Source organism: Citrobacter sp. Cm038, from assembly GCF_030333105.1.
Classification (GTDB): domain Bacteria; phylum Pseudomonadota; class Gammaproteobacteria; order Enterobacterales; family Enterobacteriaceae; genus Citrobacter; species Citrobacter murliniae.
This window is the reverse complement of record NZ_JAOWGO010000022.1, coordinates 222,398-246,199: the sequence shown is the minus strand read 5'-3', so window position 1 is coordinate 246,199 and position 23,802 is coordinate 222,398. Positions and strand designations below refer to the sequence as shown.

Annotated in this window: 21 protein-coding genes; 10 read left to right on the top strand and 11 right to left on the bottom strand. The window is 50.7% G+C overall.

The window, feature by feature from the left end; translation table 11 throughout:
- Positions 1-42: 42 nt before the first annotated feature.
- Positions 43-501: a DNA-binding transcriptional regulator DecR gene (gene decR, locus OGY01_RS12515; RefSeq protein ID WP_045440577.1), complete on the bottom strand. Its 459-nt coding sequence runs from the start codon at positions 499-501 to the stop codon at positions 43-45.
- A 112-nt stretch (positions 502-613) separates the two neighbouring features.
- Here decR and OGY01_RS12510 point away from each other — a divergent pair, with 112 nt between their 5' ends.
- On the top strand, positions 614-1,669 hold the full coding sequence (locus OGY01_RS12510; protein ID WP_136345282.1) for a PLP-dependent cysteine synthase family protein: 1,056 nt from the start codon (positions 614-616) through the stop codon (positions 1,667-1,669).
- A 52-nt stretch (positions 1,670-1,721) separates the two neighbouring features.
- Here OGY01_RS12510 and cof read toward each other — a convergent pair whose 3' ends face one another.
- Positions 1,722-2,540 carry an HMP-PP phosphatase gene (gene cof, locus OGY01_RS12505; RefSeq protein ID WP_045440571.1) on the bottom strand — a complete coding sequence of 273 codons (819 nt, stop codon included), beginning with the start codon at positions 2,538-2,540 and terminating at the stop codon, positions 1,722-1,724.
- Between the two features lie 269 nt (positions 2,541-2,809).
- Between cof and OGY01_RS12500 the strand changes: the two genes are divergently transcribed.
- Both OGY01_RS12500 and queC read left to right on the top strand, forming a co-directional pair.
- Positions 2,810-4,510: an SgrR family transcriptional regulator gene (locus OGY01_RS12500; RefSeq protein WP_286493178.1), complete on the top strand. Its 1,701-nt coding sequence runs from the start codon at positions 2,810-2,812 to the stop codon at positions 4,508-4,510.
- Between the two features lie 64 nt (positions 4,511-4,574).
- A complete protein-coding gene (queC, locus tag OGY01_RS12495) occupies positions 4,575-5,270 on the top strand; it encodes a 7-cyano-7-deazaguanine synthase QueC (protein WP_045440563.1) in 696 nt (231 codons plus the stop codon).
- Between the two features lie 99 nt (positions 5,271-5,369).
- Here the strand turns inward: queC and fadM are convergent, their stop codons facing one another.
- The 9 genes from fadM to bolA all read right to left on the bottom strand — a co-directional run bounded on the left by fadM (position 5,370) and on the right by bolA (position 16,005).
- On the bottom strand, positions 5,370-5,768 hold the full coding sequence (fadM, locus tag OGY01_RS12490; RefSeq protein ID WP_045440562.1) for a long-chain acyl-CoA thioesterase FadM: 399 nt from the start codon (positions 5,766-5,768) through the stop codon (positions 5,370-5,372).
- 252 nt (positions 5,769-6,020) lie between these two features.
- A complete protein-coding gene (locus OGY01_RS12485; RefSeq protein WP_286493177.1) occupies positions 6,021-6,395 on the bottom strand; it encodes a helix-hairpin-helix domain-containing protein in 375 nt (124 codons plus the stop codon).
- A 146-nt stretch (positions 6,396-6,541) separates the two neighbouring features.
- Positions 6,542-8,416, bottom strand: a complete 1,875-nt coding sequence (gene ppiD, locus OGY01_RS12480) for a peptidylprolyl isomerase (protein WP_284097023.1) — start codon at positions 8,414-8,416, stop codon at positions 6,542-6,544.
- A gap of 202 nt (positions 8,417-8,618) precedes the next feature.
- Positions 8,619-8,909, bottom strand: a complete 291-nt coding sequence (hupB, locus tag OGY01_RS12475; RefSeq protein WP_219352570.1) for a nucleoid-associated protein HU-beta — start codon at positions 8,907-8,909, stop codon at positions 8,619-8,621.
- A gap of 190 nt (positions 8,910-9,099) precedes the next feature.
- Positions 9,100-11,454 (bottom strand): endopeptidase La, encoded by a 2,355-nt coding sequence (gene lon, locus OGY01_RS12470; protein WP_045440556.1) that lies wholly within the window; start codon positions 11,452-11,454, stop codon positions 9,100-9,102.
- Positions 11,455-11,638: 184 nt separating this feature from the next.
- Positions 11,639-12,913 (bottom strand): ATP-dependent protease ATP-binding subunit ClpX, encoded by a 1,275-nt coding sequence (gene clpX / locus OGY01_RS12465; protein ID WP_045440553.1) that lies wholly within the window; start codon positions 12,911-12,913, stop codon positions 11,639-11,641.
- A gap of 252 nt (positions 12,914-13,165) precedes the next feature.
- A complete protein-coding gene (gene clpP, locus OGY01_RS12460; protein WP_003021624.1) occupies positions 13,166-13,789 on the bottom strand; it encodes an ATP-dependent Clp endopeptidase proteolytic subunit ClpP in 624 nt (207 codons plus the stop codon).
- A gap of 247 nt (positions 13,790-14,036) precedes the next feature.
- Positions 14,037-15,335, bottom strand: coding sequence for a trigger factor (gene tig, locus OGY01_RS12455; RefSeq protein ID WP_045440551.1), 1,299 nt, complete (start codon positions 15,333-15,335; stop codon positions 14,037-14,039).
- Between the two features lie 346 nt (positions 15,336-15,681).
- Positions 15,682-16,005 carry a transcriptional regulator BolA gene (gene bolA, locus OGY01_RS12450; RefSeq protein ID WP_045440548.1) on the bottom strand — a complete coding sequence of 108 codons (324 nt, stop codon included), beginning with the start codon at positions 16,003-16,005 and terminating at the stop codon, positions 15,682-15,684.
- A 306-nt stretch (positions 16,006-16,311) separates the two neighbouring features.
- On the opposite strand from bolA, the gene OGY01_RS12445 reads away from it, so the two are divergent.
- The 7 genes from OGY01_RS12445 (at position 16,312) to cyoE (ending at position 23,665) form a co-directional block, all read left to right on the top strand.
- Positions 16,312-16,890: a lipoprotein gene (locus OGY01_RS12445; RefSeq protein WP_286493176.1), complete on the top strand. Its 579-nt coding sequence runs from the start codon at positions 16,312-16,314 to the stop codon at positions 16,888-16,890.
- A gap of 46 nt (positions 16,891-16,936) precedes the next feature.
- Complete coding sequence (ampG, locus tag OGY01_RS12440; protein ID WP_045440544.1) at positions 16,937-18,412, top strand: muropeptide MFS transporter AmpG; 1,476 nt, start codon at positions 16,937-16,939, stop codon at positions 18,410-18,412.
- A gap of 459 nt (positions 18,413-18,871) precedes the next feature.
- Entirely contained in the window at positions 18,872-19,819 is a 948-nt protein-coding gene (gene cyoA / locus OGY01_RS12435; protein ID WP_045440542.1) for a cytochrome o ubiquinol oxidase subunit II, read from the top strand.
- Positions 19,820-19,838: 19 nt separating this feature from the next.
- Positions 19,839-21,830 (top strand): cytochrome o ubiquinol oxidase subunit I, encoded by a 1,992-nt coding sequence (cyoB, locus tag OGY01_RS12430; protein ID WP_003831008.1) that lies wholly within the window; start codon positions 19,839-19,841, stop codon positions 21,828-21,830.
- Positions 21,820-22,434, top strand: coding sequence for a cytochrome o ubiquinol oxidase subunit III (locus OGY01_RS12425; RefSeq protein ID WP_045440539.1), 615 nt, complete (start codon positions 21,820-21,822; stop codon positions 22,432-22,434). The genes cyoB and OGY01_RS12425 overlap by 11 nt, the downstream gene beginning before the upstream one ends.
- Positions 22,434-22,763 (top strand): cytochrome o ubiquinol oxidase subunit IV, encoded by a 330-nt coding sequence (locus OGY01_RS12420; RefSeq protein WP_045440536.1) that lies wholly within the window; start codon positions 22,434-22,436, stop codon positions 22,761-22,763. Before OGY01_RS12425 ends, OGY01_RS12420 begins: the two co-directional genes overlap by 1 nt.
- Before the next feature lie 11 nt (positions 22,764-22,774).
- Positions 22,775-23,665, top strand: a complete 891-nt coding sequence (gene cyoE, locus OGY01_RS12415; protein ID WP_144243050.1) for a heme o synthase — start codon at positions 22,775-22,777, stop codon at positions 23,663-23,665.
- Positions 23,666-23,802 lie beyond the last annotated feature (137 nt).

Sequence of the window (23,802 nt, the reverse complement as noted above, 5' to 3'; positions counted from 1 at the left end):
GTTATGTCCTGACTTGATTTTCGGCAATGACCGCCGGAAGAATTATTCAATAGGTAGAGCAGTAGTATATTTAATCTGTTCCATGGCAAAGCTTGAGGTAACGTCCGATAGCCCCGGTACGCTGTTCACCAGGCGCTTGTAGAAATCGTCATAACGTTTCATATCGGCGACCTGAACCCGCATCAGGTAGTCGTACTCCCCCGCCATACGCCAGAAACCCAGTACCTCCGGCATGCCGGTGACTTCAGTGACAAAGCGGCAATACCATTCACTGCTGTGATGCTGGGTCTTAATCAACACGAATGCGGTTAAACCCAGCCCCAGTTTTTCCGGATCCAGTAGCGCGACTTTACCGAGGAGTACGCCGTCATCCTCCAGCCTCTTGAGTCGCTTCCAGCAGGGAGTGGTGGTCAGATTAACGGCATCCGCCAATGCCTGCAAAGAAAGGGTGCAGTCCTGTTGCAGTAAGCCGAGCAGCTTACGGTCAATTTTGTCTAACATATCCACTCCACAGAGAAGAATTTTCTCCTTACATTCTATTTTAAAGGCTAAATGGCAACAATTTTTTCCGTGCTTTTCGCTAATCTAGGCACAAAATGACAAATGGATATTAATGATGAATAGATCCTGGGTTAAAAACGCCATTAATGAAATCAATGCGGATTATCAGCGCTCCGCAGATACGCATCTCATTCGCCTGTCACTCCCGGCGTTTCCAGGTATTCAGCTCTACCTGAAAGATGAGAGTACGCATCCAACTGGCAGCCTGAAGCATCGACTGGCGCGTTCATTGTTCCTGTACGGATTGTGTAATGGCTGGATCAAAGAAGGCACCACCATTATTGAATCGTCTTCGGGGTCAACGGCGGTTTCAGAAGCCTATTTCGCCCGGCTGTTAGGACTGCCGTTTATTGCCGTTATGCCTTCCTGTACGGCAAAACGTAAAATTGAACAGATTGAGTTTTACGGCGGCCGTTGTCATTTTGTGGAAAGCGCCTGCGAAATTTATGCTGCGTCCGAGCAACTGGCACGTGAACTAAACGGTCATTACATGGATCAATTCACCTACGCCGAACGCGCTACCGACTGGCGTGGCAATAACAACATTGCCGACAGCATCTTCCGCCAGATGGAATGCGAACCCAACCCCGTTCCCAGACATATCGTGATGAGCGCCGGAACCGGTGGTACATCAGCAACGATAGGCCGCTATATTCGCTGCCAGGGTTATGACACTCATCTGATGGTAGTTGACCCGGAAAACTCTGTCTTTCTGCCATACTGGCAGGATCGTGATGCCACGTTACGCAGCCCTGTGGGAAGTAAAATTGAGGGTATCGGTCGCCCGCGCGTAGAACCGTCTTTCATTCCCGATGTCGTCGATGAAATGCTGCGCGTACCGGATGCAGCCAGCGTTGCCACTGCACATTGGCTGGAAACACAGTTGGGCCGAAAAGTCGGTGCCTCAACAGGAACCAATATGTGGGGAACGTTACAACTTGCCGCCCGCATGCGCGATGCAGGAGAAACTGGCTCGTTGGTGACGCTTCTGTGCGACAGCGGCGAACGCTATCTTGAGACTTACTACAACCCGCAATGGGTCAGTGTGCATATCGGTGATTTAGCGCCATGGAAAGCGGAAATATCCCGGTTACTGAATATCGACTAAAGCAGATAAAAAAAAGCCAGACCTAAAGGTCTGGCTTGCTGGAAGGGATCTCTCATTCGGGGGAATAAGGTAGATGCGGATTATCCAGCCAATGCGTCAAAAAGTGAGATACAGCCTGATTGCGGCAATGCCCAATCACCGATAAATGAGGAAGTTCAGCAATCAATTGCGGCATGGCGTTCCCCATAATCAGCCCGCGCCCGACGCTGCCCAACATTTCACGATCGTTCATGGCGTCACCAAATGCCATGCACTCTGCCATTGAAAAACCTAAATGATCACTCAACACCGCCAGCGCGGAGCCTTTATTGCAGCCCAGCGGCAGAACCTCCAGACAATCTACGGCGGAAAAACAGAGATTTGCCTGCTCGCCCAGCACCTCATTTAATTGAATGCGCAGGCGGATGAGATCGTCATGATCGCCGCAGAAACAGATCTTCGTTACCTGATGGGCCGGAATTCGTTTCACATCAACTATCTGATAGCGAAATCCACTGTATACGTGCGCTTTCAGGATCGACGGGATCTCTTGTCCGGTAAACCAGCCGTTATCGTTGAAGACATGCATACTGGCCTGCGTATCCCACACATGATGCAGGAGAATATCAGCCACAGCGGGGTTCAGATCCTGACGGTGAAGTACATCGCCTTCCAGCGAATGAATGCGCGTCCCGTTGCCCGTTATCAAAAAGGCATCCAGCGAGATCGTACCTAAAATATGGCGCATCTCCAGGACATGGCGACCGGTGGCAAACGTCAGAGTGATATCGCGTTCACGCAGGCGTGCCAACGTTGAGAGCGTTTCATCACCTAAATGGTGATTCGGCATCAAAAGGGTGCCATCCATATCAAACGCAGCCAGACGAGCCATTTCTTTCTCCACACTGTGACGCAGTTAACTTGTGGTTCAGTATCACCTGAGATATACGGAAGTAATAGTGAATAGATAAAACAAATTGTTCCGGGTTTCTTTACACAACATCATTCGAGAAGCATCGAAGCGGCAAGTGAAGGAATTCCCAGGAACATATATTCCAGTATGTGACAGGGGCGGAGCAGATTTGAACTCTACCTGTAGCGGCCCCTTAAGGGGCGGTAATGTGCAGCCAACAAAGAGACAGCTTGAATGATGAAGTATAAATGCGACTTTTAAATCGCCTGAACCAGTACCAACGCCTCTGGCAGCCGTCGAGCGGAGAACCCCAGTCGGTCACCGTTGGCGAACTGGCTGAGCGATGTTTTTGCAGCGAGCGCCATGCAAGAACGTTACTGAGACAGGCGCAGGATGCCGGATGGCTGATATGGGAAGCACAGCCCGGGCGCGGAAAACGGGGCCTGTTGCGCTTTTTGGTAACACCCGACTCACTGCGCAACACGATGATGGAACAGGCACTACAAAAGGGAGAACAACTCAGCGTACTGGAACTGGCCCAGCTGGCTCCCGGAGAGTTAAGAACTCTGCTGCAACCGTTTATGGGGGGGCAGTGGCAAAACGATACGCCGACATTGCGTATCCCCTATTACCGCCAGCTTGATCCGCTACATCCAGGCTTTCTCCCCGGTCGTGCTGAACAACACCTCGCCGGGCAGATATTCTCTGGCTTGACCCGCTTTGATAGTTATACCCAACGCCCCTGTGGAGATTTAGCTCATCATTGGGATATCTCCGCCGACGGCCTGCGCTGGGATTTCTACATTCGCTCCACGCTGTACTGGCATAATGGTGATGCGGTAAATACTGCACAGCTACATCAGCGCCTGTTAATGCTGCTCGAACTTCCTGCGCTCAATAAATTGTTTATCAGCATTAAACGCATTGAAGTAACGCATCCTCAATGCCTGACCTTTATTCTCCATCGCCCTGATTTCTGGCTGGCGCACCGTCTGGCAAGCTACAGCAGCCACCTTGCCCATCCTGAACAGCCACTCGTCGGCACCGGTCCGTTTCGGCTGACGCTGTTTACACCCGATCTGGTACGTATAGAGAGCCATGAGCACTATCATCTAAACCATCCGTTGCTGAAAGCTATTGAATACTGGATCACCCCGCAACTTTTCGCCCAGGACCTGGGTACCAGCTGTCGTCATCCGGTGCAAATTGCGATTGGTAAACCTGACGAGCTTGCCATGCTAAGTCAGGTTAGCAGCGGGATCAGCCTCGGATTTTGCTATTTGACGCTGCGGAAAAATTCTCGTCTGAACACGCTCCAGGCTCGCCGGTTGGTCAATATCATTCATCGTTCTTCCCTGCTACAAACTCTTGATGTGGATGAAAATCTCATTACCCCAAGCAATGCGCTGTTGCCAGGGTGGACCATCCCACAATGGGATAACCTGGACGAAGTACCACTGCCGGAAAAACTGACATTGGCCTATCACCTTCCGGTTGAACTGCACGCTATGGCCGAACAGCTTCGCCAGGCGCTGGCAATACTGGGCTGTGAATTAACGCTGATTTTTCATAATGCGAAGAACTGGGATGGCGACCATCCTCTGGCCCAGGCTGACCTGATGATGGGTGACAGGCTAATTGGCGAGGCGCCAGAATATACCCTCGAACAGTGGTTGCGCTGCGATCAGCTATGGCCGCATGTTTTGGACGCTCCAGCGTTCTCCCATCTGCAAGCGACGCTGGATGCACTACAAATTCAGGCTGATGAGGGCCATCGACACGCGGCTTTACAACAGGTTTTCGCCAGCCTTATGAATGACGCCACGCTAACGCCGCTGTTCAATTATCACTATCGCATTAGCGCTCCACCTGGCGTAAATGGCGTACGCCTGAACCCACGAGGCTGGTTTGAGTTCGCCGAAGCCTGGCTCCCACCCCCTTCAGTGTGAAGAAGCTGGTCGGCGCCACGCCCAGGCGCTACCATAGGGTTTTTGTTATTTGTCAGGAAAAGCCATGAAACGTGCCGTTGTAGTATTTAGTGGAGGTCAGGACTCCACCACTTGTCTGGCGCAAGCGCTGCATCAGTATGATGAAGTGCACTGCGTGACCTTTGATTATGGTCAGCGCCATCGCGCTGAGATTGATGTCGCACGTGACCTGGCCTTAAAACTTGGTGCCCGTGCACACAAAGTCCTTGATGTCACGCTGCTCAGCGAACTGGCTGTCAGTAGTCTGACCCGGGATAATATTCCGGTTCCGGATTATGAACCGGATGCTGACGGCATCCCCAATACCTTTGTGCCAGGGCGCAATATTCTGTTTTTAACGCTGGCGGCTATTTATGCTTACCAGGTGAAAGCGGAGGCTGTCATTACCGGCGTCTGCGAAACCGATTTCTCCGGTTATCCGGATTGTCGCGATGAATTTGTCAAAGCGCTGAACCATGCCGTTAGTCTGGGGATGGCAAAAGACATCCGCTTTGAAACCCCGCTGATGTGGATTGATAAAGCTGAAACCTGGGCGCTGGCCGATTACTGGGGCAAGCTGGATCTGGTGCGTAATGAGACACTGACCTGCTACAACGGAATTAAGGGCGACGGTTGTGGTCATTGTGCCGCCTGTAATCTGCGCGCTAACGGTCTGAACCATTATCTGGCGGATAAATCCGAGATTATGGCTGCAATGAAGCGCAAGACCGGGTTAAAGTAATTTTTGAATTGAGCCGGATTGCGGCATAACCGCCTAATCCGGCTTACAAATAATGAACTTCTGGGCCTGATAAGAAACACGCCATCAGGCAACCGACAATTACTGCACCATCTGCTCCAGCTTTTCTCGCAACTCTCCTTCCAGCGGTAGCGCTTTCTGAGTTTTCAAATCAATGCAGACAAAAGTAATTAACGCATCGGCTACGACCTGCCCTTCCGGCTCCAGAGTGATTGTCTGGTTTAAAACTCCACTTTTTCCGTTTAACTGTTGTACCTGGCTGGTTATGGTCAGCAGATCGCTCAGCACAGCAGGACGCCGGTAGTTAATATTGATGTTAACCACCACAAAAGCGATGTTGTGTGCGGTCATCCACTGAAAGCTATCACTGTTTTCAAGACCGTCCCAGCGGGCTTCTTCCAGAAACTCAAGATAACGGGCATTGTTGACGTGCTGATAGACATCGAGATGATAACCACGGACTTTAATCTGTGTTTGCATAGCGCGGGAACCCTAATTTTTTTATAAGAACATACTCTAAGGATTTCGAGTTGCAGGACAAAACACGCTGTGTTTTGAACAGCGCTTGCGCTGGCCCCTAAGAGGGAGGTCGCAGACCGAGTAACGCAGCAAGCGTATAATTCGGGCAAGTGAGCGTAACCAACACATCTACAGCTTGAAAGGCGACGAGTATAGAGGTCATAACTGGTATGACCTCTATAGTCTGGCAAATTTTTGCCACTGCGCAAGTTATTAAAGTGTTAAAAATGCCAGATTACGTTCCACAAGTGAACTTCCCATTCCCGGCACCTGCTTTAAATCATCGACGGTTTTAAACGGTCCGTACTCCTCCCGATAACTGACTATCGCCTGCGCCTTCTTCAATCCCACACCATTCATAACCCGCGCTAAATCCTCCGCAGAGGCTGTATTGATACTTACCCTGGTGCCTTCATCATCGCTGGATTTTGCCGGTGCAGTTGCTTTTCCATGCGCCGCACCAGAGGTATCTGCTTTGGTCTGGGTCATCTGACTGTTTGCGACAGGTTCCGCCGCCAGCGCACTTTGTGTCATAACCACACAAGTCAACGAAAGGGTAATAAGCAGTGCTTTAATTCCATGTTTCATACTGTTTGCTCCTTGTTTGTTAACAGTAGAATCACGATAGCGAGGTGAAGAACAGCAGACAAATAGCAAATATCAGAAATGGAAAAGGCCGCGAAAGCGGCCTTTGGGGAATACAACTTTTTGCAATTTTTTGCGAAGAGCCTCGGTTACTGCTGCTGTTCCAGCGCATCACCGACTTTAATTTTTGCAGCTTTACGCAGGTTGCTCATCAGCGCTTCGAAGACAATCTGTGCGTTATTCTGGGTAATCCCCTGAACCATCGCTTTCTTCTGCTGCTCAGGCATAGAACCCGCTTTCACTTCTTCCAGCGCCAGCAGAACTACATTGCCCTGCATATCGTTCGCCACGCCGTAGCTCGGCTTGTCTTTCGCAGGCAGCCCCAGGCCAAATGCAGCCTGACTCACGGGATCCTGGCCAGTTCGGCTCAGCGTCTTCTCTTCGCCGAAGCTAAGACCGGCTGCTTTCATTGCTTCATCACCTTTACCGGCTTTCAGCTCAGTCAGCAGTTTGTCTGCATCCAGTTTCGCCTGTTGCTCAGCTTTATTATGCTTAACGAGCGCGATGACCTGCTCTTTCACATCCGCCAGTGGCTTAACAGCCTCTGCTTTATGCTCCGCAATACGCAGCACAAACGCACGATCGCCATCCACTGTGATGATGTCAGAGTTACTGCCCGGAGAACCATTCTCACCAATCAGACCACCATTAAAAATGATGTCAGAGACAGGTTTGAAATTCAGCTCTTCCGGCAGGGTGTCACGGCTAAACCAGCCCGTTTCGACCGCTTTCATGCCAGCAGCCTGCTCAGCCCCCGCCAGGGATTCGTTATCGTTACTTGCAGCATCGCTCACTTTCTGTTGCAACGCATAGTAAGCATCCAGCGCTTTTTCCTGCTTCACTTTCGCCGCGATATCATCACGCGCTTCGCTCAGAGGTTTAACCTGTGCTGGCTGGATATCGTCCAGGCGGGCAACGAGGAAACCAACCGAAGATTTGATCACACCTGACAGCTGACCTTTTTCTTTCAGGCCAGCATTTTTCAACTCATCCGGCGTAGTAGATTCTTCCAGCCATCCCATATCACCGCCGTTACGGGCAGAGATAATGTCGGCGGATTTTTCTTTGGCCAGAGCGGCAAAATCGCCGCCTTTGTTCAGCGCATCCAGTACCGCTTTGGCTTCATCTTCCGTTTTAGTCTGAATGATGCTGTAACGGCTACGCTGAGGTTGGGTGAACTGATCCTGATGCTGGTCATAGTAAGACTGAATATCAGCATCGCTGGCTGTTTCCTGCATTGCTGCAGCATCCAGCTTGATGTAACTCACACGGAACTGCTCCGGCGTCATAAAGCGATTTTTATTCTGCTCGTAGTAGCTGGCTACTTCCTGGTCGGTCACCGATTGCTTCGCAGCAAGGGTGTTGACGTCAATCGTCGCTTCACGCACGACACGTTGTTGTGCGACCAGCGCCGCCAGCTCATCCGTTTCACCTTTCAGCATGAAATCTGTCCCGGCAACGCCGTTGATCAGTTGCTGCGTGGTGAGCTGGTTACGCAGTGCCTGAGCATACTGGTCTGCAGTCATCCCCATCTGATTCACAATCGCGTTGTAGCGGTTGTTATCAAATTTGCCATCAACCTGGAAAGCAGGAGTAGCAAAAATAGCCTGTTTAACCTGCTCGTCGCTGATGCTGAGCTTAAGCTCACGGGAGTACTGATCCAGTAGAGCCTCGTCCACAAGACGATTCAACACCTGCTGACGCAGCGTTTTCATGTAGCCTTCGTTTGCCGCCAGTTCAGAGTACTGATCGCCCAACTGCTGCTGCATGCGATTACGTTCGCTGTTAAACGCATTCTCAAACTGCCCGCGGCTAATTTCCTGGCCATTCACTTTTGCGGCGTAGTTGTTGCTTCCGCCAATCAGGTAACCACTCACGCCGGTCAAAATGAACGACACGATAATGATACCGAAAATAATCTTGAGCACGAGACTGTTAGCAGCCGTGCGTAAGCTGTCCATCATGGTGTAACCACACTCCGCTGTAGGTGACTGTATACCTCACGCAGCATAGCGTTTTCTGAACGCTGCGCGGAAAGGTCTATTGTGACAAGAAACAGGGGCAATTGTCAGCCCACAACACGTAGAAAGTCCCGGAATGGGAAATAAAAAAGGCACATCAGTTGATGCGCCCTTGTACTTTGTCACATCCCCAAGGGGATCACTCTTAGTTTACCGCGTCTTTCAGTGCTTTACCTGCACGGAAACCCGGTACTTTTGCCGCGGCGATGGTGATCTCTTTACCAGTTTGCGGGTTGCGACCAGTACGGGCAGCACGCTCTTTAACGGCAAAAGTACCAAAACCTACCAGCGCTACGTCATCACCCTCTTTCAGAGATTCGGTAACAGAAGCAATAATTGCATCTAACGCACGGCCAGCCGCAGCTTTAGAGATATCAGCCCCTGCAGCAATTTTGTCGATCAGTTGAGATTTATTCACTCTTCTCTTCCTCTTTATAATTTATATCGCACCTGAATCCTTCAAAGTGCGAACGCGCAGCAGTTATATCAGGCCTGCCATGCCCTTACAACACCCGTTAATGATGGCAGACCTAATCCGTCATCTAAATTAGCTATACAAAAAAAGGCTGGCAAGTCCGAAATGACCTGCCAGCCCTGTTTTTATTAGTGCTCTTTGCGCGAGGTCACTATTTTGCCGCTACAACCTGCATTCCAGACGGTTCATTTTGCAGTGCGAGAGTCAGAACTTCCTCAATGCGTTTCACCGGATGGATGTCCAGATCGGCAATTACGTTGTCCGGAATCTCTTCCAGGTCACGTTTGTTTTCATCTGGAATTAAGACCGTTTTGATGCCGCCACGGTGTGCTGCCAGCAATTTTTCTTTCAAACCACCGATAGGCAGAACCTGACCACGCAGAGTGATCTCGCCGGTCATTGCTACATCTGCACGCACCGGGTTACCAGTCAGACAAGACACCAGCGCAGTACACATGGCAATACCCGCACTCGGACCATCTTTCGGTGTTGCCCCTTCAGGTACGTGGACGTGGATGTCGCGTTTTTCGTAAAAATCCGGATTAATGCCCAGTTTTTCCGCACGCGCACGAACCACGGTCAGCGCTGCCTGAATGGATTCCTGCATCACTTCACCCAGAGAACCGGTGTAGGTCAGCTTGCCTTTACCCGGTACACAAGCGGTTTCAATGGTCAGCAGATCGCCACCTACTTCCGTCCATGCCAGCCCCGTAACCTGACCAACGCGGTTTTCGTTGTCCGCACGGCCGTAGTCAAAGCGCTGCACCCCCAGGTAATCATGCAGGTTATCGCCATTGATTTCGATATGCTTCAGTGACTTATCGAGCAACAGTTGTTTAACCGCTTTACGGCACAGTTTGGAGATTTCACGCTCCAGACTACGTACGCCTGCTTCACGAGTGTAGTAACGAATAATGCCCACAATGGCGCTATCGTCGACCGTCAGCTCGCCTTTTTTCAGCGCGTTACGCTCAATCTGCTTCGGCAGCAGGTGACGTTTGGCGATATTCAGCTTCTCGTCTTCGGTATAACCGGACAGACGGATCACTTCCATACGATCCAGCAACGGCGCCGGAATGTTCATGGAGTTAGAGGTCGCAACGAACATGACGTCGCTGAGATCGTAATCCACTTCCAGGTAGTGATCGCTGAACGCCACGTTCTGCTCTGGATCCAACACTTCAAGCAGTGCGGAAGCCGGATCGCCACGCATGTCGGAAGACATTTTGTCGATCTCATCAAGCAGGAACAGCGGGTTTTTAACGCCCACTTTGGCCATTTTCTGGATCAGTTTACCCGGCATCGAACCAATATAAGTCCGGCGGTGACCACGAATTTCAGCCTCATCACGCACGCCGCCCAGTGCCATACGAATGTATTTACGCCCGGTCGCTTTAGCGATGGACTGGCCCAGAGAGGTTTTACCCACCCCCGGCGGTCCAACCAGGCACAGGATCGGCCCCTTGATTTTGTTCACACGGCTTTGAACCGCGAGATACTCGAGAATACGGTCTTTCACGCGCTCCAGACCGTAATGGTCGGTATCAAGGATTTCCTGCGCCTGACGCAGGTCTTTTTTGACCTTGCTACGCGCATTCCACGGAACCTGTACCATCCAGTCGATGTAGCCACGTACTACAGTCGCTTCTGCCGACATTGGAGACATCATTTTCAGCTTCTGCAGTTCAGCTTCCGCTTTCTCTTTTGCCTCTTTCGGCATTTTCGCCGCGTCGATCTTACGTTTCAGCGCTTCGTTTTCATCCGGCGCATCGTCCATCTCGCCGAGCTCTTTCTGAATGGCTTTCATTTGCTCGTTCAGATAGTACTCACGCTGGGACTTCTCCATCTGCTTTTTAACGCGGTTGCGAATGCGTTTCTCAACCTGCAGCAGATCGATTTCAGATTCCATCATCGCCATCAGATATTCCAGACGTTCGTTAACGTCGGACATCTCCAGCACGGACTGTTTGTCCGCCAGCTTCAGTGGCATATGGGCAGCGATGGTGTCCGCCAGACGCGCAGGATCGTCAATGCTGTTAAGCGACGTCAGCACTTCTGGTGGGATTTTCTTGTTCAGCTTGATATAGCCTTCGAACTGGCTGATTGCGGTCCGCACCAGCACTTCCTGTTCGCGCTCATCAATGGCTGGCGAATCAAGGTACTCCGCTTTCGCAGAGAAATGCTCGCCGTTATCAGACAGCGCAGAAATACGCGCGCGCTGTAACCCCTCGACCAGCACTTTTACGGTGCCGTCAGGCAGTTTCAGCATCTGCAAAATAGAGGCCACGGTCCCGACGGTGAAAAGATCGTTTACACCCGGCTCATCCGTTGAAGCTTCTTTCTGCGCGACCAGCATGATTTTTTTATCATGGTCCATAGCCGCTTCAAGGCAACGGATAGATTTTTCCCGCCCTACAAATAAGGGTATGACCATGTGCGGATAAACCACCACATCGCGCAACGGCAATACGGGGATTTCAATGCGTTCAGAACGCTCAGGATTCATAGAGCTCTCTCTTAGTTTAGTGTCCGCCAGGTAATCGGATGGCATTGCTGTGCTTCATACCACCTTTAACATGTATGTCAGTATATGGGGATGTTTCCCACACATTCAACGCCATGTTTACGGAAAAATAAAAGGGGAGATAAAATCCCCCCTTTTTGATTAACCGATTGTATAAAATGGTTAATTATTCACCAGATGCCTGCTGTGCTTCCGGCTTACCGTAAATCAATAACGGCTTGCTTTGGCCACTGATCACGGACTCGTCGATCACTACTTTTTCGACGTCTTCCATAGAAGGCAGATCGTACATTGTGTCGAGCAGCGCAGCTTCCACGATAGAACGCAGGCCACGGGCACCGGTTTTGCGCGCCATCGCTTTTTTAGCAATCGCATCCAGAGCTTCTTCACGGAATTCCAGATCGACACCTTCAAGATTGAACAGCGCCTGATACTGTTTGGTCAGGGCGTTTTTCGGTTCTTTCAGGATCTGGATCAGCGCTTCTTCACTCAGTTCGCTCAGAGTTGCCACAACCGGCAGACGACCGATGAATTCAGGGATCAGACCAAACTTGATCAGATCTTCCGGTTCGACCTGCGACAGCAGTTCACCTTCGCTGGCTTTATCAGACTGGGCTTTTACCGTCGCACCAAAACCAATGCCGGAGCCGGTTTCAACACGGTTAGCAATCACCTTATCCAGCCCTGCGAAAGCACCACCGCAGATAAACAGGATCTTAGAGGTGTCAACCTGCAAGAACTCCTGCTGCGGATGCTTACGTCCCCCCTGAGGCGGAACTGCAGCAACTGTCCCTTCGATCAGTTTCAGCAGCGCCTGCTGTACACCTTCGCCGGAAACGTCACGCGTAATAGACGGGTTGTCTGATTTACGCGAGATTTTGTCGATCTCATCAATATAGACAATCCCGCGCTGCGCTTTCTGTACGTCGTAATCGCACTTCTGCAACAGTTTCTGAATGATATTTTCAACGTCTTCACCCACATAACCGGCTTCGGTCAGGGTGGTGGCATCAGCCATAGTGAACGGAACATCCAGCAGGCGCGCCAGCGTTTCAGCCAGCAGCGTTTTACCGGAACCCGTCGGGCCAATCAGCAGGATGTTACTTTTGCCCAACTCGACGCCATTGCTGGTGTCACCATTGCGCAGACGTTTGTAATGGTTGTATACCGCGACCGCCAGCACTTTCTTCGCCTGTTCCTGACCGATAACGTAATCGTCCAGGTGGTTGCGAATTTCGTGTGGCGTCGGCAGCGCACTGCGTTCACGGTGCGGTGCTACTTCCTTAATCTCTTCGCGAATGATGTCGTTACATAAATCAACACATTCGTCGCAGATATACACGGATGGACCGGCAATCAGCTTGCGCACTTCATGCTGGCTTTTGCCGCAAAAAGAGCAGTACAACAATTTGCCCGAGCCATCTTTGCGTTTATCTGTCATGGGTCAAAACCTCTTCTTTGTTCTTTGTGCCGCACACGACGACGCAAATGCCATTCTCAGGCGCAAGGCCGCTTGTCAGCGTTGTGCCGCCCTTCATTAGTATATACACAAAATCATTCGAGCTACATCGAGGCGGCAACTAAGCAAATCCCCGGCCGCTTACATAAGTAAGTAACAGGGGTAAGCACTGGCAGCCTACAAAGAGGTAACTTTAAGGATAAAGTGTGTAGCGGCACACCTGCACCTCAGGCATCAATTACGATGGGTCAAAATCGAGTCGACCAGACCATACTCCACCGCTTCAGAAGCGGAGAGGAAGCGATCGCGCTCAGTATCACGCTCAATCTGCTCAAGAGATTGACCCGTATGGTGCGCCATAAGTTCATTCATGCGCCCTTTCACTTTCAGGATTTCACGGGCATGAATTTCAATATCCGTCGCCTGGCCCTGGTAACCGCCCAGAGGCTGGTGGATCATGACGCGAGAGTTAGGCAGGCAAAAACGCTTACCTTTTGCCCCTGCAGTCAGCAGGAACGCGCCCATTGAGGCCGCCTGGCCCATACAAATGGTGCTGACGTCCGGCTTAATAAACTGCATGGTGTCATAGATAGACATCCCTGCGGTAATCACCCCACCAGGGGAGTTGATGTACAGGTAGATATCTTTTTCCGGGTTTTCCGCTTCCAGGAACAGCATCTGCGCCACAATCAGGTTAGCCATATGGTCTTCGACCTGGCCAGTCAGAAAAATAACGCGTTCCTTAAGTAGACGAGAATAGATATCAAAAGAGCGCTCACCACGTGAGGTCTGTTCAATGACCATCGGCACCAGCGCCATATGGGGTGCAAAGTTATCTCGTTCGCCGCTGTATGACATTTCCGTCTCCTGGATAAAATTTGAAAAAACCTGCTGTGCTGATTGTAACCTTATGGACGGATTATCAGCTAGTCCCTCTGTAATGGGTACGACATCGCCATAATTCAAGCATAACAATCTTTTGTTGTAACGCTAACACTGAAACGCTGTTTTCGCACTCTTCCCATGCAAAATCCATGACAAAAAAAAACCCGCCACCTGAAGGTGACGGGCTTGCGTATATATTTCGTGCTAAAAAAGCGACGAATTACGCCTGCTGGTTCATCAGCTCGTTGAAAGAAGTGGCTTTTTCAGTCACTTTCGCTTTCGCCAGAACCGCTTCAACAGCCTGTTCTTCCAGAGCGACGTTGCGCATGTTTTCCATCAGCTCTTTGTTTTTGCTGTAGAATTCAACAACTTCTTTCGGATCTTCGTAAGCAGAAGCCATCTCTTCGATCAGGCCCTTAACACGCTCTTCGTCAGCTTTCAGCTCATTGGTACGAATCACTTCGCCCAGCAGCAGACCAACAACTACGCGGCGTTTAGCCTGTTCTTCGAACAGTTCACGCGGCAGTTCCAGAGCTTGTTTCTCGTTGCCACCAAAACGCTGAGCAGCCTGACGACGCAGAACATCGATTTCGTTGTCAATCAGAGCAGCAGGAACGTCGATGTCATTGGCTTTCACCAGACCTTCGATCGCCTGAGTCTTAACGCGGTTACGCACGGCACCTTTCAGCTCGCGTTCCATGTTTTTACGCACTTCAGCGCGCAGACCGGCAACGGAACCATCTTCAACGCCGAAACGTTTGATGAATTCTTCAGTCAGTTCCGGCAGTTCACGTTCTTCAACTTTTTTCAGGTTGATAACGAATTTAGCGGCTTTACCTTTCAGATTTTCAGCGTGGTACTCTTCCGGGAAGGTCACGTCAATAGTGAACTCTTCGCCAGCTTTGTGACCTTTAACACCTTCTTCAAAGCCCGGGATCATACGACCCTGGCCCATCGCCAGTACGAAATCAGATGCTTTGCCGCCTTCGAACTCTTCACCGTCTACAGAACCGGTGAAGTCGATGGTTACACGGTCTTCTGCATCAGCAGCGCCGTCTTTGTCTTTCCAGGTTGCCTGCTGCTTACGCAGGGTGTCCAGCATAACGTCAACGTCAGCGTCGGTCACTTCAACAACTGGTTTTTCAACTTCAATAGCTTCCAGACCGGTCAATTCAACTTCCGGGTATACTTCGAATTCTACCGCGTAAGTGAAATCTTCACCCAGTTTGTATTCGCCCGGAACGTAGTTCGGTGCGCCAGCCGGATTAATTTTTTCTTTAATGATTGCGTCAACGAAGTGACGGCTCATCAGGTCACCCAGAACGTCCTGGCGAACAGATGCGCCATAACGCTGAGCAACAACATTCATCGGTACTTTTCCCTTGCGGAAACCGTCAATACGCACTTTCTTCGCTACGTTGACCAGCTCGCTTTTCACAGCGGTCTCGATGCTGTCAGCAGCGATAGTAATCGTTACACGGCGGCCAAGGCCTTGAGTGGTTTCAACTGAAACTTGCATCTTGTTACCTCAAAAAATCACAGTGCTCGGTCAACTCTTCTCCGCAAGCACAGGTTGTTGGCTTCGCGGAACCGGGATGTTCTCATAATCAATCACATTCCCTGTCGTCAGAATCATCCCGAAGACATTCCGAAAAATAAGACGCGCATTATAGCGGCATCACTTTTATGAGTCGAGAACGGTTATCGCGCGTTGCTGCGGCTTTTTTCACAATTCCCGGCTAATTTTTGTCTGAATACTATACGACTCGCTCAGAATTCAGACAAAACAAAACGGCCCGTAGGCCGTTTTCACATAATCTGTAGCAACATACTGGAAAAGCGCCGGTTGTTGCAAATCCGTTTTTCTACGCGATGCTTCCCGCTCCACCTCCACGACAGGGAGGAGAGGCAAAAACAGTATCCTGCAACCCTTCCCACTCCTTAGTCGTGTAGGTATGCAGGGCTAGTGCATGCACGGTTGTGGAGAGCTCCGCCGTTAACGTACCGTAAATCATCCGATGACGATTAAGAAAACGCTCACCTGCAAAGCGATCGCTGACCAGCACAACCTTAAAGTGGCTTTCAGAACCTGCCGGAACATTGTGACGATAGCTTTCATCCACAACTTCGAGGAACACGGGTTGGAACGCTGCCCTTAATTTTTCTTCTATTTGCTCACGAATCATCATGAAATATTTCCTCCGACAACGCTGAGATGTCACCCATCCCTTTAAATACTAGCCGCTTTTACCGTTTTCATTACACCTAAGCAACAAATAATTAGCGTTTGTCTGATTTTCTCATTCAAACGAATGAAGTTCACTGGTTCATCTGTTCGTTTGATTGCAAAAACTCCACTTATGGTATCTACAAAGTAACTAAACGGACAACGCGATGAATTTACATGCGTTACCCACTTCCCCTCGTCGTTGGCGATGTTATGATGGCGGGAAATTTCTCTAACCATACAATTTAGATTCGCTGAGAGCCCTGGCATGTTTAAAAAAATCCTCTTTCCTTTAGTCGCGCTGTTTATGTTGACTGGCTGCGCAACTCCACCCACCACCATTAACGTTTCTCCGAGAATTACCCTGCCGCAGCAGGATCCTAGCCTGATGGGTGTGACTGTCAGCATCAACGGCGCCGACCAGCGTCAGGATCAGGCACTGGCGAAAGTGACCCGCGACAATCAACTGGTTACTCTGACTGCTTCCCGCGATCTGCGCTTCCTGCTGCAAGAAGTACTGGAGAAACAGATGACCGCGCGCGGTTACATGGTAGGTCCGAACGGTGCAGTTAACCTGCAAATCATCGTTAGCCAACTGTATGCTGATGTGTCTCAAGGTAGCGTGCGCTATAACATCGCCACCAAAGCCGACATCGCTATTATCGCAACCGCGGCAAACGGCAACAAGATGACCAAAAACTACCGCGCAAGCTACTCTGTTGAAGGCGCATTCCAGGCCTCTAACAAAAATATTGCGGACGCCGTTAACAGCGTCCTGACAGACACCATCTCTGATATGTCTCAGGACACCAGCGTTCATGATTTCATCAAGCAGAACGCACGTTAATTTCTGCATCCTGACCCGGCTAACGCCGGGTCAGCTTTAAATACTCATGCCCAGTCACTATTTACGCATTTTCCAGCAACCGAAATCAGCTATTCTGCTGATGCTAGGCTTTGCCTCCGGTTTACCACTCGCACTGACCTCCGGTACGCTCCAGGCATGGATGACGGTTGAGAATATCGACCTTAAAACCATCGGCTTCTTTTCTCTGGTCGGCCAGGCCTACGTCTTTAAGTTCCTCTGGTCCCCGGTTATGGACCGCTACACGCCACCTTTTTTAGGGCGACGTCGCGGCTGGCTGCTCACTACCCAGCTATTACTACTCATTTCTATCGCCGCAATGGGATTCCTGGAACCTGGCTCGCAACTACGCTGGATGGCTGCACTCGCAGTAGTCATCGCGTTCTGCTCAGCCTCACAGGATATCGTCTTTGACGCATGGAAAACGGACGTTTTGCCCGCAGAAGAGCGAGGAACCGGCGCGGCAATCAGCGTGCTGGGTTACCGCCTGGGGATGCTGGTTTCCGGTGGACTGGCCCTGTGGATGGCCGATCGCTGGTTGGGCTGGCAAGGAATGTACTGGTTGATGGCAGCACTACTCATTCCTTGTATTATCGCCACCCTGTTGGCCCCCGAACCCACAGATACTATTCCGGTTCCCAAAACGCTGGAACAAGCGGTTGTCGCCCCACTACGTGACTTCTTTGGGCGTAACAACGCCTGGCTTATCCTGCTGCTCATTGTGCTGTATAAACTTGGCGATGCCTTCGCCATGAGCCTGACCACGACATTTTTAATTCGCGGCGTCGGATTTGACGCAGGCGAAGTCGGCGTCGTCAATAAAACGCTGGGGCTGCTGGCCACAATTGTTGGCGCACTCTACGGCGGGATCCTGATGCAGCGACTGTCGCTGTTCCGTGCATTGCTGATTTTCGGCGTTCTGCAAGGGGCGTCAAATGCAGGCTACTGGTTACTTTCCATTACTGATAAGCACATGTTCAGTATGGGCGCGGCAGTATTCTTCGAAAACCTCTGCGGCGGCATGGGGACAGCGGCGTTTGTCGCCCTGTTAATGACGTTATGTAATAAATCTTTTTCTGCAACGCAATTCGCCCTGCTCTCAGCCCTTTCCGCAGTTGGACGCGTTTACGTAGGTCCGGTAGCGGGTTGGTTTGTCGAAGCGCACGGCTGGCCAACATTTTATCTGTTCTCTGTGTTTGCCGCGATCCCAGGTCTCGTGTTGTTGCTGGTTTGCCGTCAGACGCTGGAACATAGCTGGCAAAACGAAAGTTTTATCCCGCGCACGGAATTCCGCGGAGCATACAATCTGGCATTAATGACGCTATTGGTGGGCTGCTGTCTACTGGCTGTATGGCTGTTACTGCTAACGATGAACGCCCTCGATTACACCAATTTCTCCTTCCTGTCGGAACTCCTTGAAGTTGCGGTCCTGATCGCCGTCTGTGGGATCGTATTCGGTGGACTGCTGGATTACCTGGCTCTACGCAAAACGCGTCTGGCGTAATTTGACCGGTTTATTTGGCCGTTGTAATCACCCTGCGTAATTATAACGGCTAAATAAACAACGATTGATAAAAATAATATTTGTTGTTTTGTGCCCCATAGAATTTGGAAATTATTGACGCCTTTTATAAATTCTATTTTCCTTACTCGATTCAGCCAAGACTGATTTATTTTCCGCCCTTCAATTGTCTCTTTATTGATAATCAATTGTTAAACAATTGTTTTATTTTACCATTGGTTATACCAATTGCCCTCTATGCCTTCTCCATGAACCCGCTTTCGTTATAACATGATGTTGCAACAGGTTCTTAAAGCCAACCTGACATATATTGCAACATATGTGACACGCACGGCAGAACCCGGTAACACAGATCCAATGATGTTTACAGTAATGTAACCTTCCCGTAAAATGCCCTCACACTTTAAACGCCACCCGGTCCCGTGGAATTGAGGTCGTTAAATGAGACTCAGGAAATACAATAAAAGTTTGGGATGGTTGTCATTAATTGCAGGCACTGCATTACTCAGTGGCTGTAATTCTGCGCTGCTTGACCCTAAAGGACAGATTGGACTGGAACAACGTTCACTGATACTGACGGCATTTGGCCTGATGTTGATTGTCGTTATTCCTGCCATCTTGATGGCTGTTGGTTTTGCCTGGAAGTACCGTGCAAGCAATAAAGATGCGAAGTACAGCCCGAACTGGTCACACTCCAATAAAGTGGAAGCTGTGGTCTGGACGGTGCCGATTCTGATCATCATTTTCCTTGCTGTACTCACCTGGAAAACCACTCACGCACTTGAGCCAAGCAAACCGCTGGCGCATGACGAGAAGCCCATTACCATCGAAGTGGTTTCCATGGACTGGAAATGGTTCTTCATCTATCCGGAACAGGGTATCGCTACCGTGAATGAAATCGCCTTCCCGGCGAACACTCCGGTTGAATTCAAAGTGACATCCAACTCCGTGATGAACTCCTTCTTTATCCCGCGTCTGGGTAGCCAGATTTATGCCATGGCCGGTATGCAGACTCGCCTGCATCTGATCGCTAACGAAGTCGGTACTTATGATGGTATCTCCGCAAGCTACAGCGGACCAGGCTTCTCCGGTATGAAGTTCAAGGCTATCGCAACAAAGGACCGCGCCGAATTCGACCAATGGGTTGCTAAAGCGAAACAGTCCACGAACACCATGAGTGACATGGCGGCGTTCGAGAAAGTGGCTGCGCCAAGTGAATACAACCAGGTGGAATACTTCTCCAACGTGAAACCGGATTTGTTTAAAGACGTTATTAACAAATTTATGGCTCACGGTAAGAGCATGGACATGACCAAACCAGAAGGTGAGCACAGCGCACACGAAGGGATGGAAGGCATGGACATGAGCCACGCGGAATCCGCTCACTAAGGGGCCGAGGAAGAATACGATGTTCGGAAAATTGACACTGGATGCAGTCCCGTTCCATGAACCAATCGTCATGGTTACGATCGCTGCCATTATCATCGGTGGAGCGGCCTTACTAGGCCTTATCACTTACTTTGGTAAGTGGACCTACCTGTGGAAAGAGTGGCTAACTTCGGTTGACCACAAACGCCTTGGCATCATGTATGTCATCGTCGCAATCGTCATGTTGATCCGTGGCTTTGCTGACGCCATCATGATGCGTAGTCAGCAAGCGCTGGCTTCTGCGGGTGAAGCGGGCTTCCTGCCTCCTCACCACTACGACCAGATCTTCACGGCTCACGGCGTGATCATGATCTTCTTCGTAGCAATGCCATTTGTTATCGGTCTGATGAACCTGGTGGTTCCACTGCAGATCGGCGCACGTGACGTTGCATTCCCATTCCTGAACAACCTGAGCTTCTGGTTCACCGTTGTCGGCGTAATCCTGGTTAACCTGTCTCTGGGCGTAGGTGAATTCGCACAGACCGGTTGGCTGGCGTATCCGCCACTCTCGGGAATAGAGTACAGTCCAAGCGTCGGGGTCGATTATTGGATATGGGCGGTCCAGCTGTCCGGTATCGGTACAACACTGACCGGTATCAACTTCTTTGTGACCATCATTAAGATGCGTGCACCAGGTATGACTATGTTCAAGATGCCAGTATTTAGCTGGGCATCTCTGTGCGCAAACATACTGATTATCGCCTCCTTCCCAATCCTGACCGTCACCGTCGCGTTGCTGACCCTGGATCGCTATCTGGGTACCCATTTCTTTACCAACGATATGGGCGGCAACATGATGATGTACATCAACCTGATTTGGGCCTGGGGCCATCCGGAAGTGTACATTCTGGTTCTGCCGGTCTTCGGTGTTTTCTCCGAAATCGCTGCAACCTTCTCGCGTAAACGCCTGTTTGGTTACACCTCGCTGGTGTGGGCAACCGTGTGTATCACCGTACTGTCGTTCGTTGTTTGGCTGCACCACTTCTTCACCATGGGTGCGGGCGCTAACGTAAACGCCTTCTTCGGTATCACCACGATGATTATCGCCATCCCGACCGGGGTGAAGATCTTCAACTGGTTGTTCACCATGTATCAGGGCCGCATCGTATTCCACTCAGCAATGCTGTGGACGATTGGCTTCATCGTAACCTTCTCAGTCGGCGGTATGACCGGCGTGCTGCTGGCGGTTCCGGGTGCAGACTTCGTACTGCACAACAGTCTGTTCCTGATTGCGCACTTCCATAACGTTATCATCGGCGGCGTCGTGTTCGGTTGCTTCGCGGGTATGACCTACTGGTGGCCAAAAGCGTTCGGCTTCACGCTGAACGAAACCTGGGGCAAACGCGCATTCTGGTTCTGGATCATCGGCTTCTTCGTGGCATTTATGCCGCTGTACGTGCTGGGCTTTATGGGGATGACCCGTCGCCTCAGCCAGCAGATTGACCCTCAGTTCCATCCGATGCTGGTCGTTGCCGCTTGCGGTGCCGCGCTGATTGCACTGGGTATCCTGTGCCAGCTGATTCAGATCTTCGTTTCTATTCGCGACCGCGAGCAGAACCGTGACCTGACCGGTGACCCATGGGGTGGCCGTACACTGGAATGGGCAACCTCTTCCCCGCCTCCGTTCTATAACTTTGCCGTTGTGCCGCACGTTCACGAGCGTGATGCCTTCTGGGAAATGAAAGAAAAAGGTGAAGCGTACAAACAGCCTGCGCACTATGAAGAGATTCATATGCCGAAAAACAGCGGTGCAGGTATCGTCATTACCGCCTTCGCAACACTGTTTGGTTTCGCCATGATCTGGCATATCTGGTGGCTGGCGATTGCAAGCTTCGCAGGCATGATCATCAGCTGGATTGTGAAAAGCTTTGATGAAGACGTGGATTACTACGTGCCGGTACCGGAAGTCGAAAAACTGGAAAACCAGCATTTCGATGAGATTACTAAGGCAGGGCTGAAAAATGGCAACTGATACTTTGACGCACGCGAATGCCCACGCGCACGAACACGGGCACCACGATGCAGGCCAGACCAAAATCTTCGGATTTTGGATCTACCTGATGAGCGACTGCATTCTGTTCTCTATTCTGTTTGCAACCTATGCCGTTCTGGTGAACGGCACCGCAGGTGGCCCAACAGGTAAGGACATTTTTGAACTGCCGTTCGTTCTGGTTGAAACATTCCTGCTGTTATTCAGCTCCATTACTTACGGCATGGCGGCTATCGCCATGTACAAGAACAACAAGAGCCAGGTTATCTCCTGGCTGGCGTTGACCTTCTTGTTTGGTGCCGGATTTATCGGGATGGAACTCTATGAATTCCATCACCTGATTGTTAACGGTATGGGCCCGGATCGTAGCGGCTTCCTGTCAGCATTCTTCGCGCTGGTCGGTACCCACGGTCTGCACGTCACCTCCGGTCTTATCTGGATGGCAGTGTTGATGGTGCAAGTTGCTCGTCGTGGCCTTACCAGTACTAACCGTACCCGTATCATGTGCCTGAGCCTGTTCTGGCACTTCCTGGACGTGGTGTGGATCTGTGTGTTCACTGTTGTTTATCTGATGGGGGCGATGTAATGAGTCATTCTAACGAGAGCGGCGGCGCATCCCATGGCAGCGTAAAAACCTACATGACAGGTTTTATCCTGTCGATCATCCTGACGGTCATTCCGTTCTGGATGGTAATGACAGGTTCTGCCTCTCCGGCCGTCATTCTGGGGACTATTCTGGCGATGGCAGTGGTACAGATTCTGGTGCACCTGGTGTGCTTCCTGCACATGAATACCAAATCTGATGAAGGTTGGAACATGACGGCCTTTGTCTTTACTGTGCTTATCATCGCCATCCTGGTTGTGGGCTCCATCTGGATTATGTGGAACCTCAACTACAACATGATGATGCACTAAGAGCGGCGATTATGATGTTTAAGCAATACCTGCAAGTAACGAAACCAGGCATCATCTTTGGCAACCTGATCTCGGTGATTGGGGGATTCCTGCTGGCCTCTAAAGGCAGCATTGACTATCCCCTGTTTATCTACACGTTGGTTGGGGTGTCACTGGTTGTGGCGTCGGGTTGTGTATTTAACAACTACATCGACAGGGATATCGACAGGAAGATGGAGAGGACCAAAAACCGCGTGTTGGTTAAGGGTCTGATTTCCCCTGCGGTCTCGCTGGTATACGCCACCCTGCTGGGTATTGCTGGCTTTATGCTGCTGTGGTTTGGCGCTAACCCTCTGGCCTGCTGGCTAGGGGTTATGGGCTTCGTCGTGTATGTTGGCGTATATAGTCTGTACATGAAGCGTCACTCGGTTTACGGCACGCTGATTGGCTCACTCTCCGGCGCTGCGCCGCCGGTGATTGGCTACTGTGCGGTAACTGGTGAGTTCGATAGCGGTGCACTGATTCTGTTGGCTATTTTCAGCCTGTGGCAGATGCCGCACTCTTACGCGATTGCGATTTTCCGCTTTAAGGATTATCAGGCAGCCAACATCCCGGTACTGCCGGTGGTAAAAGGCATTTCAGTCGCGAAGAACCATATCACTCTGTATATCATTGCGTTTGCCATCGCTACGCTGATGCTCTCACTGGGCGGTTACGCTGGATACAAATATCTGGTGGTTGCAGCAGCAGTGAGTGTCTGGTGGCTAGGCATGGCGTTGCGTGGTTATAAAGTGGAAGATGACCGGGTCTGGGCACGTAAGCTGTTCGGTTTCTCCATCATCGCCATTACTGCGCTGAGCGTGATGATGTCCGTCGACTTTATGGTGCCAAACTCGCAGAACCTGCTGACTTACGTCTGGTAAAATCTGCTGATGCGAAAAAGGGTGCTTAGGCACCCTTTTTTATGTGCGTCACAATCCCTCCTGAAACGTAATATTTACTCATTAACCGTGTATTTACCCCGCCACCATACCGCTTTACACTAGGCGCGAAATTAATA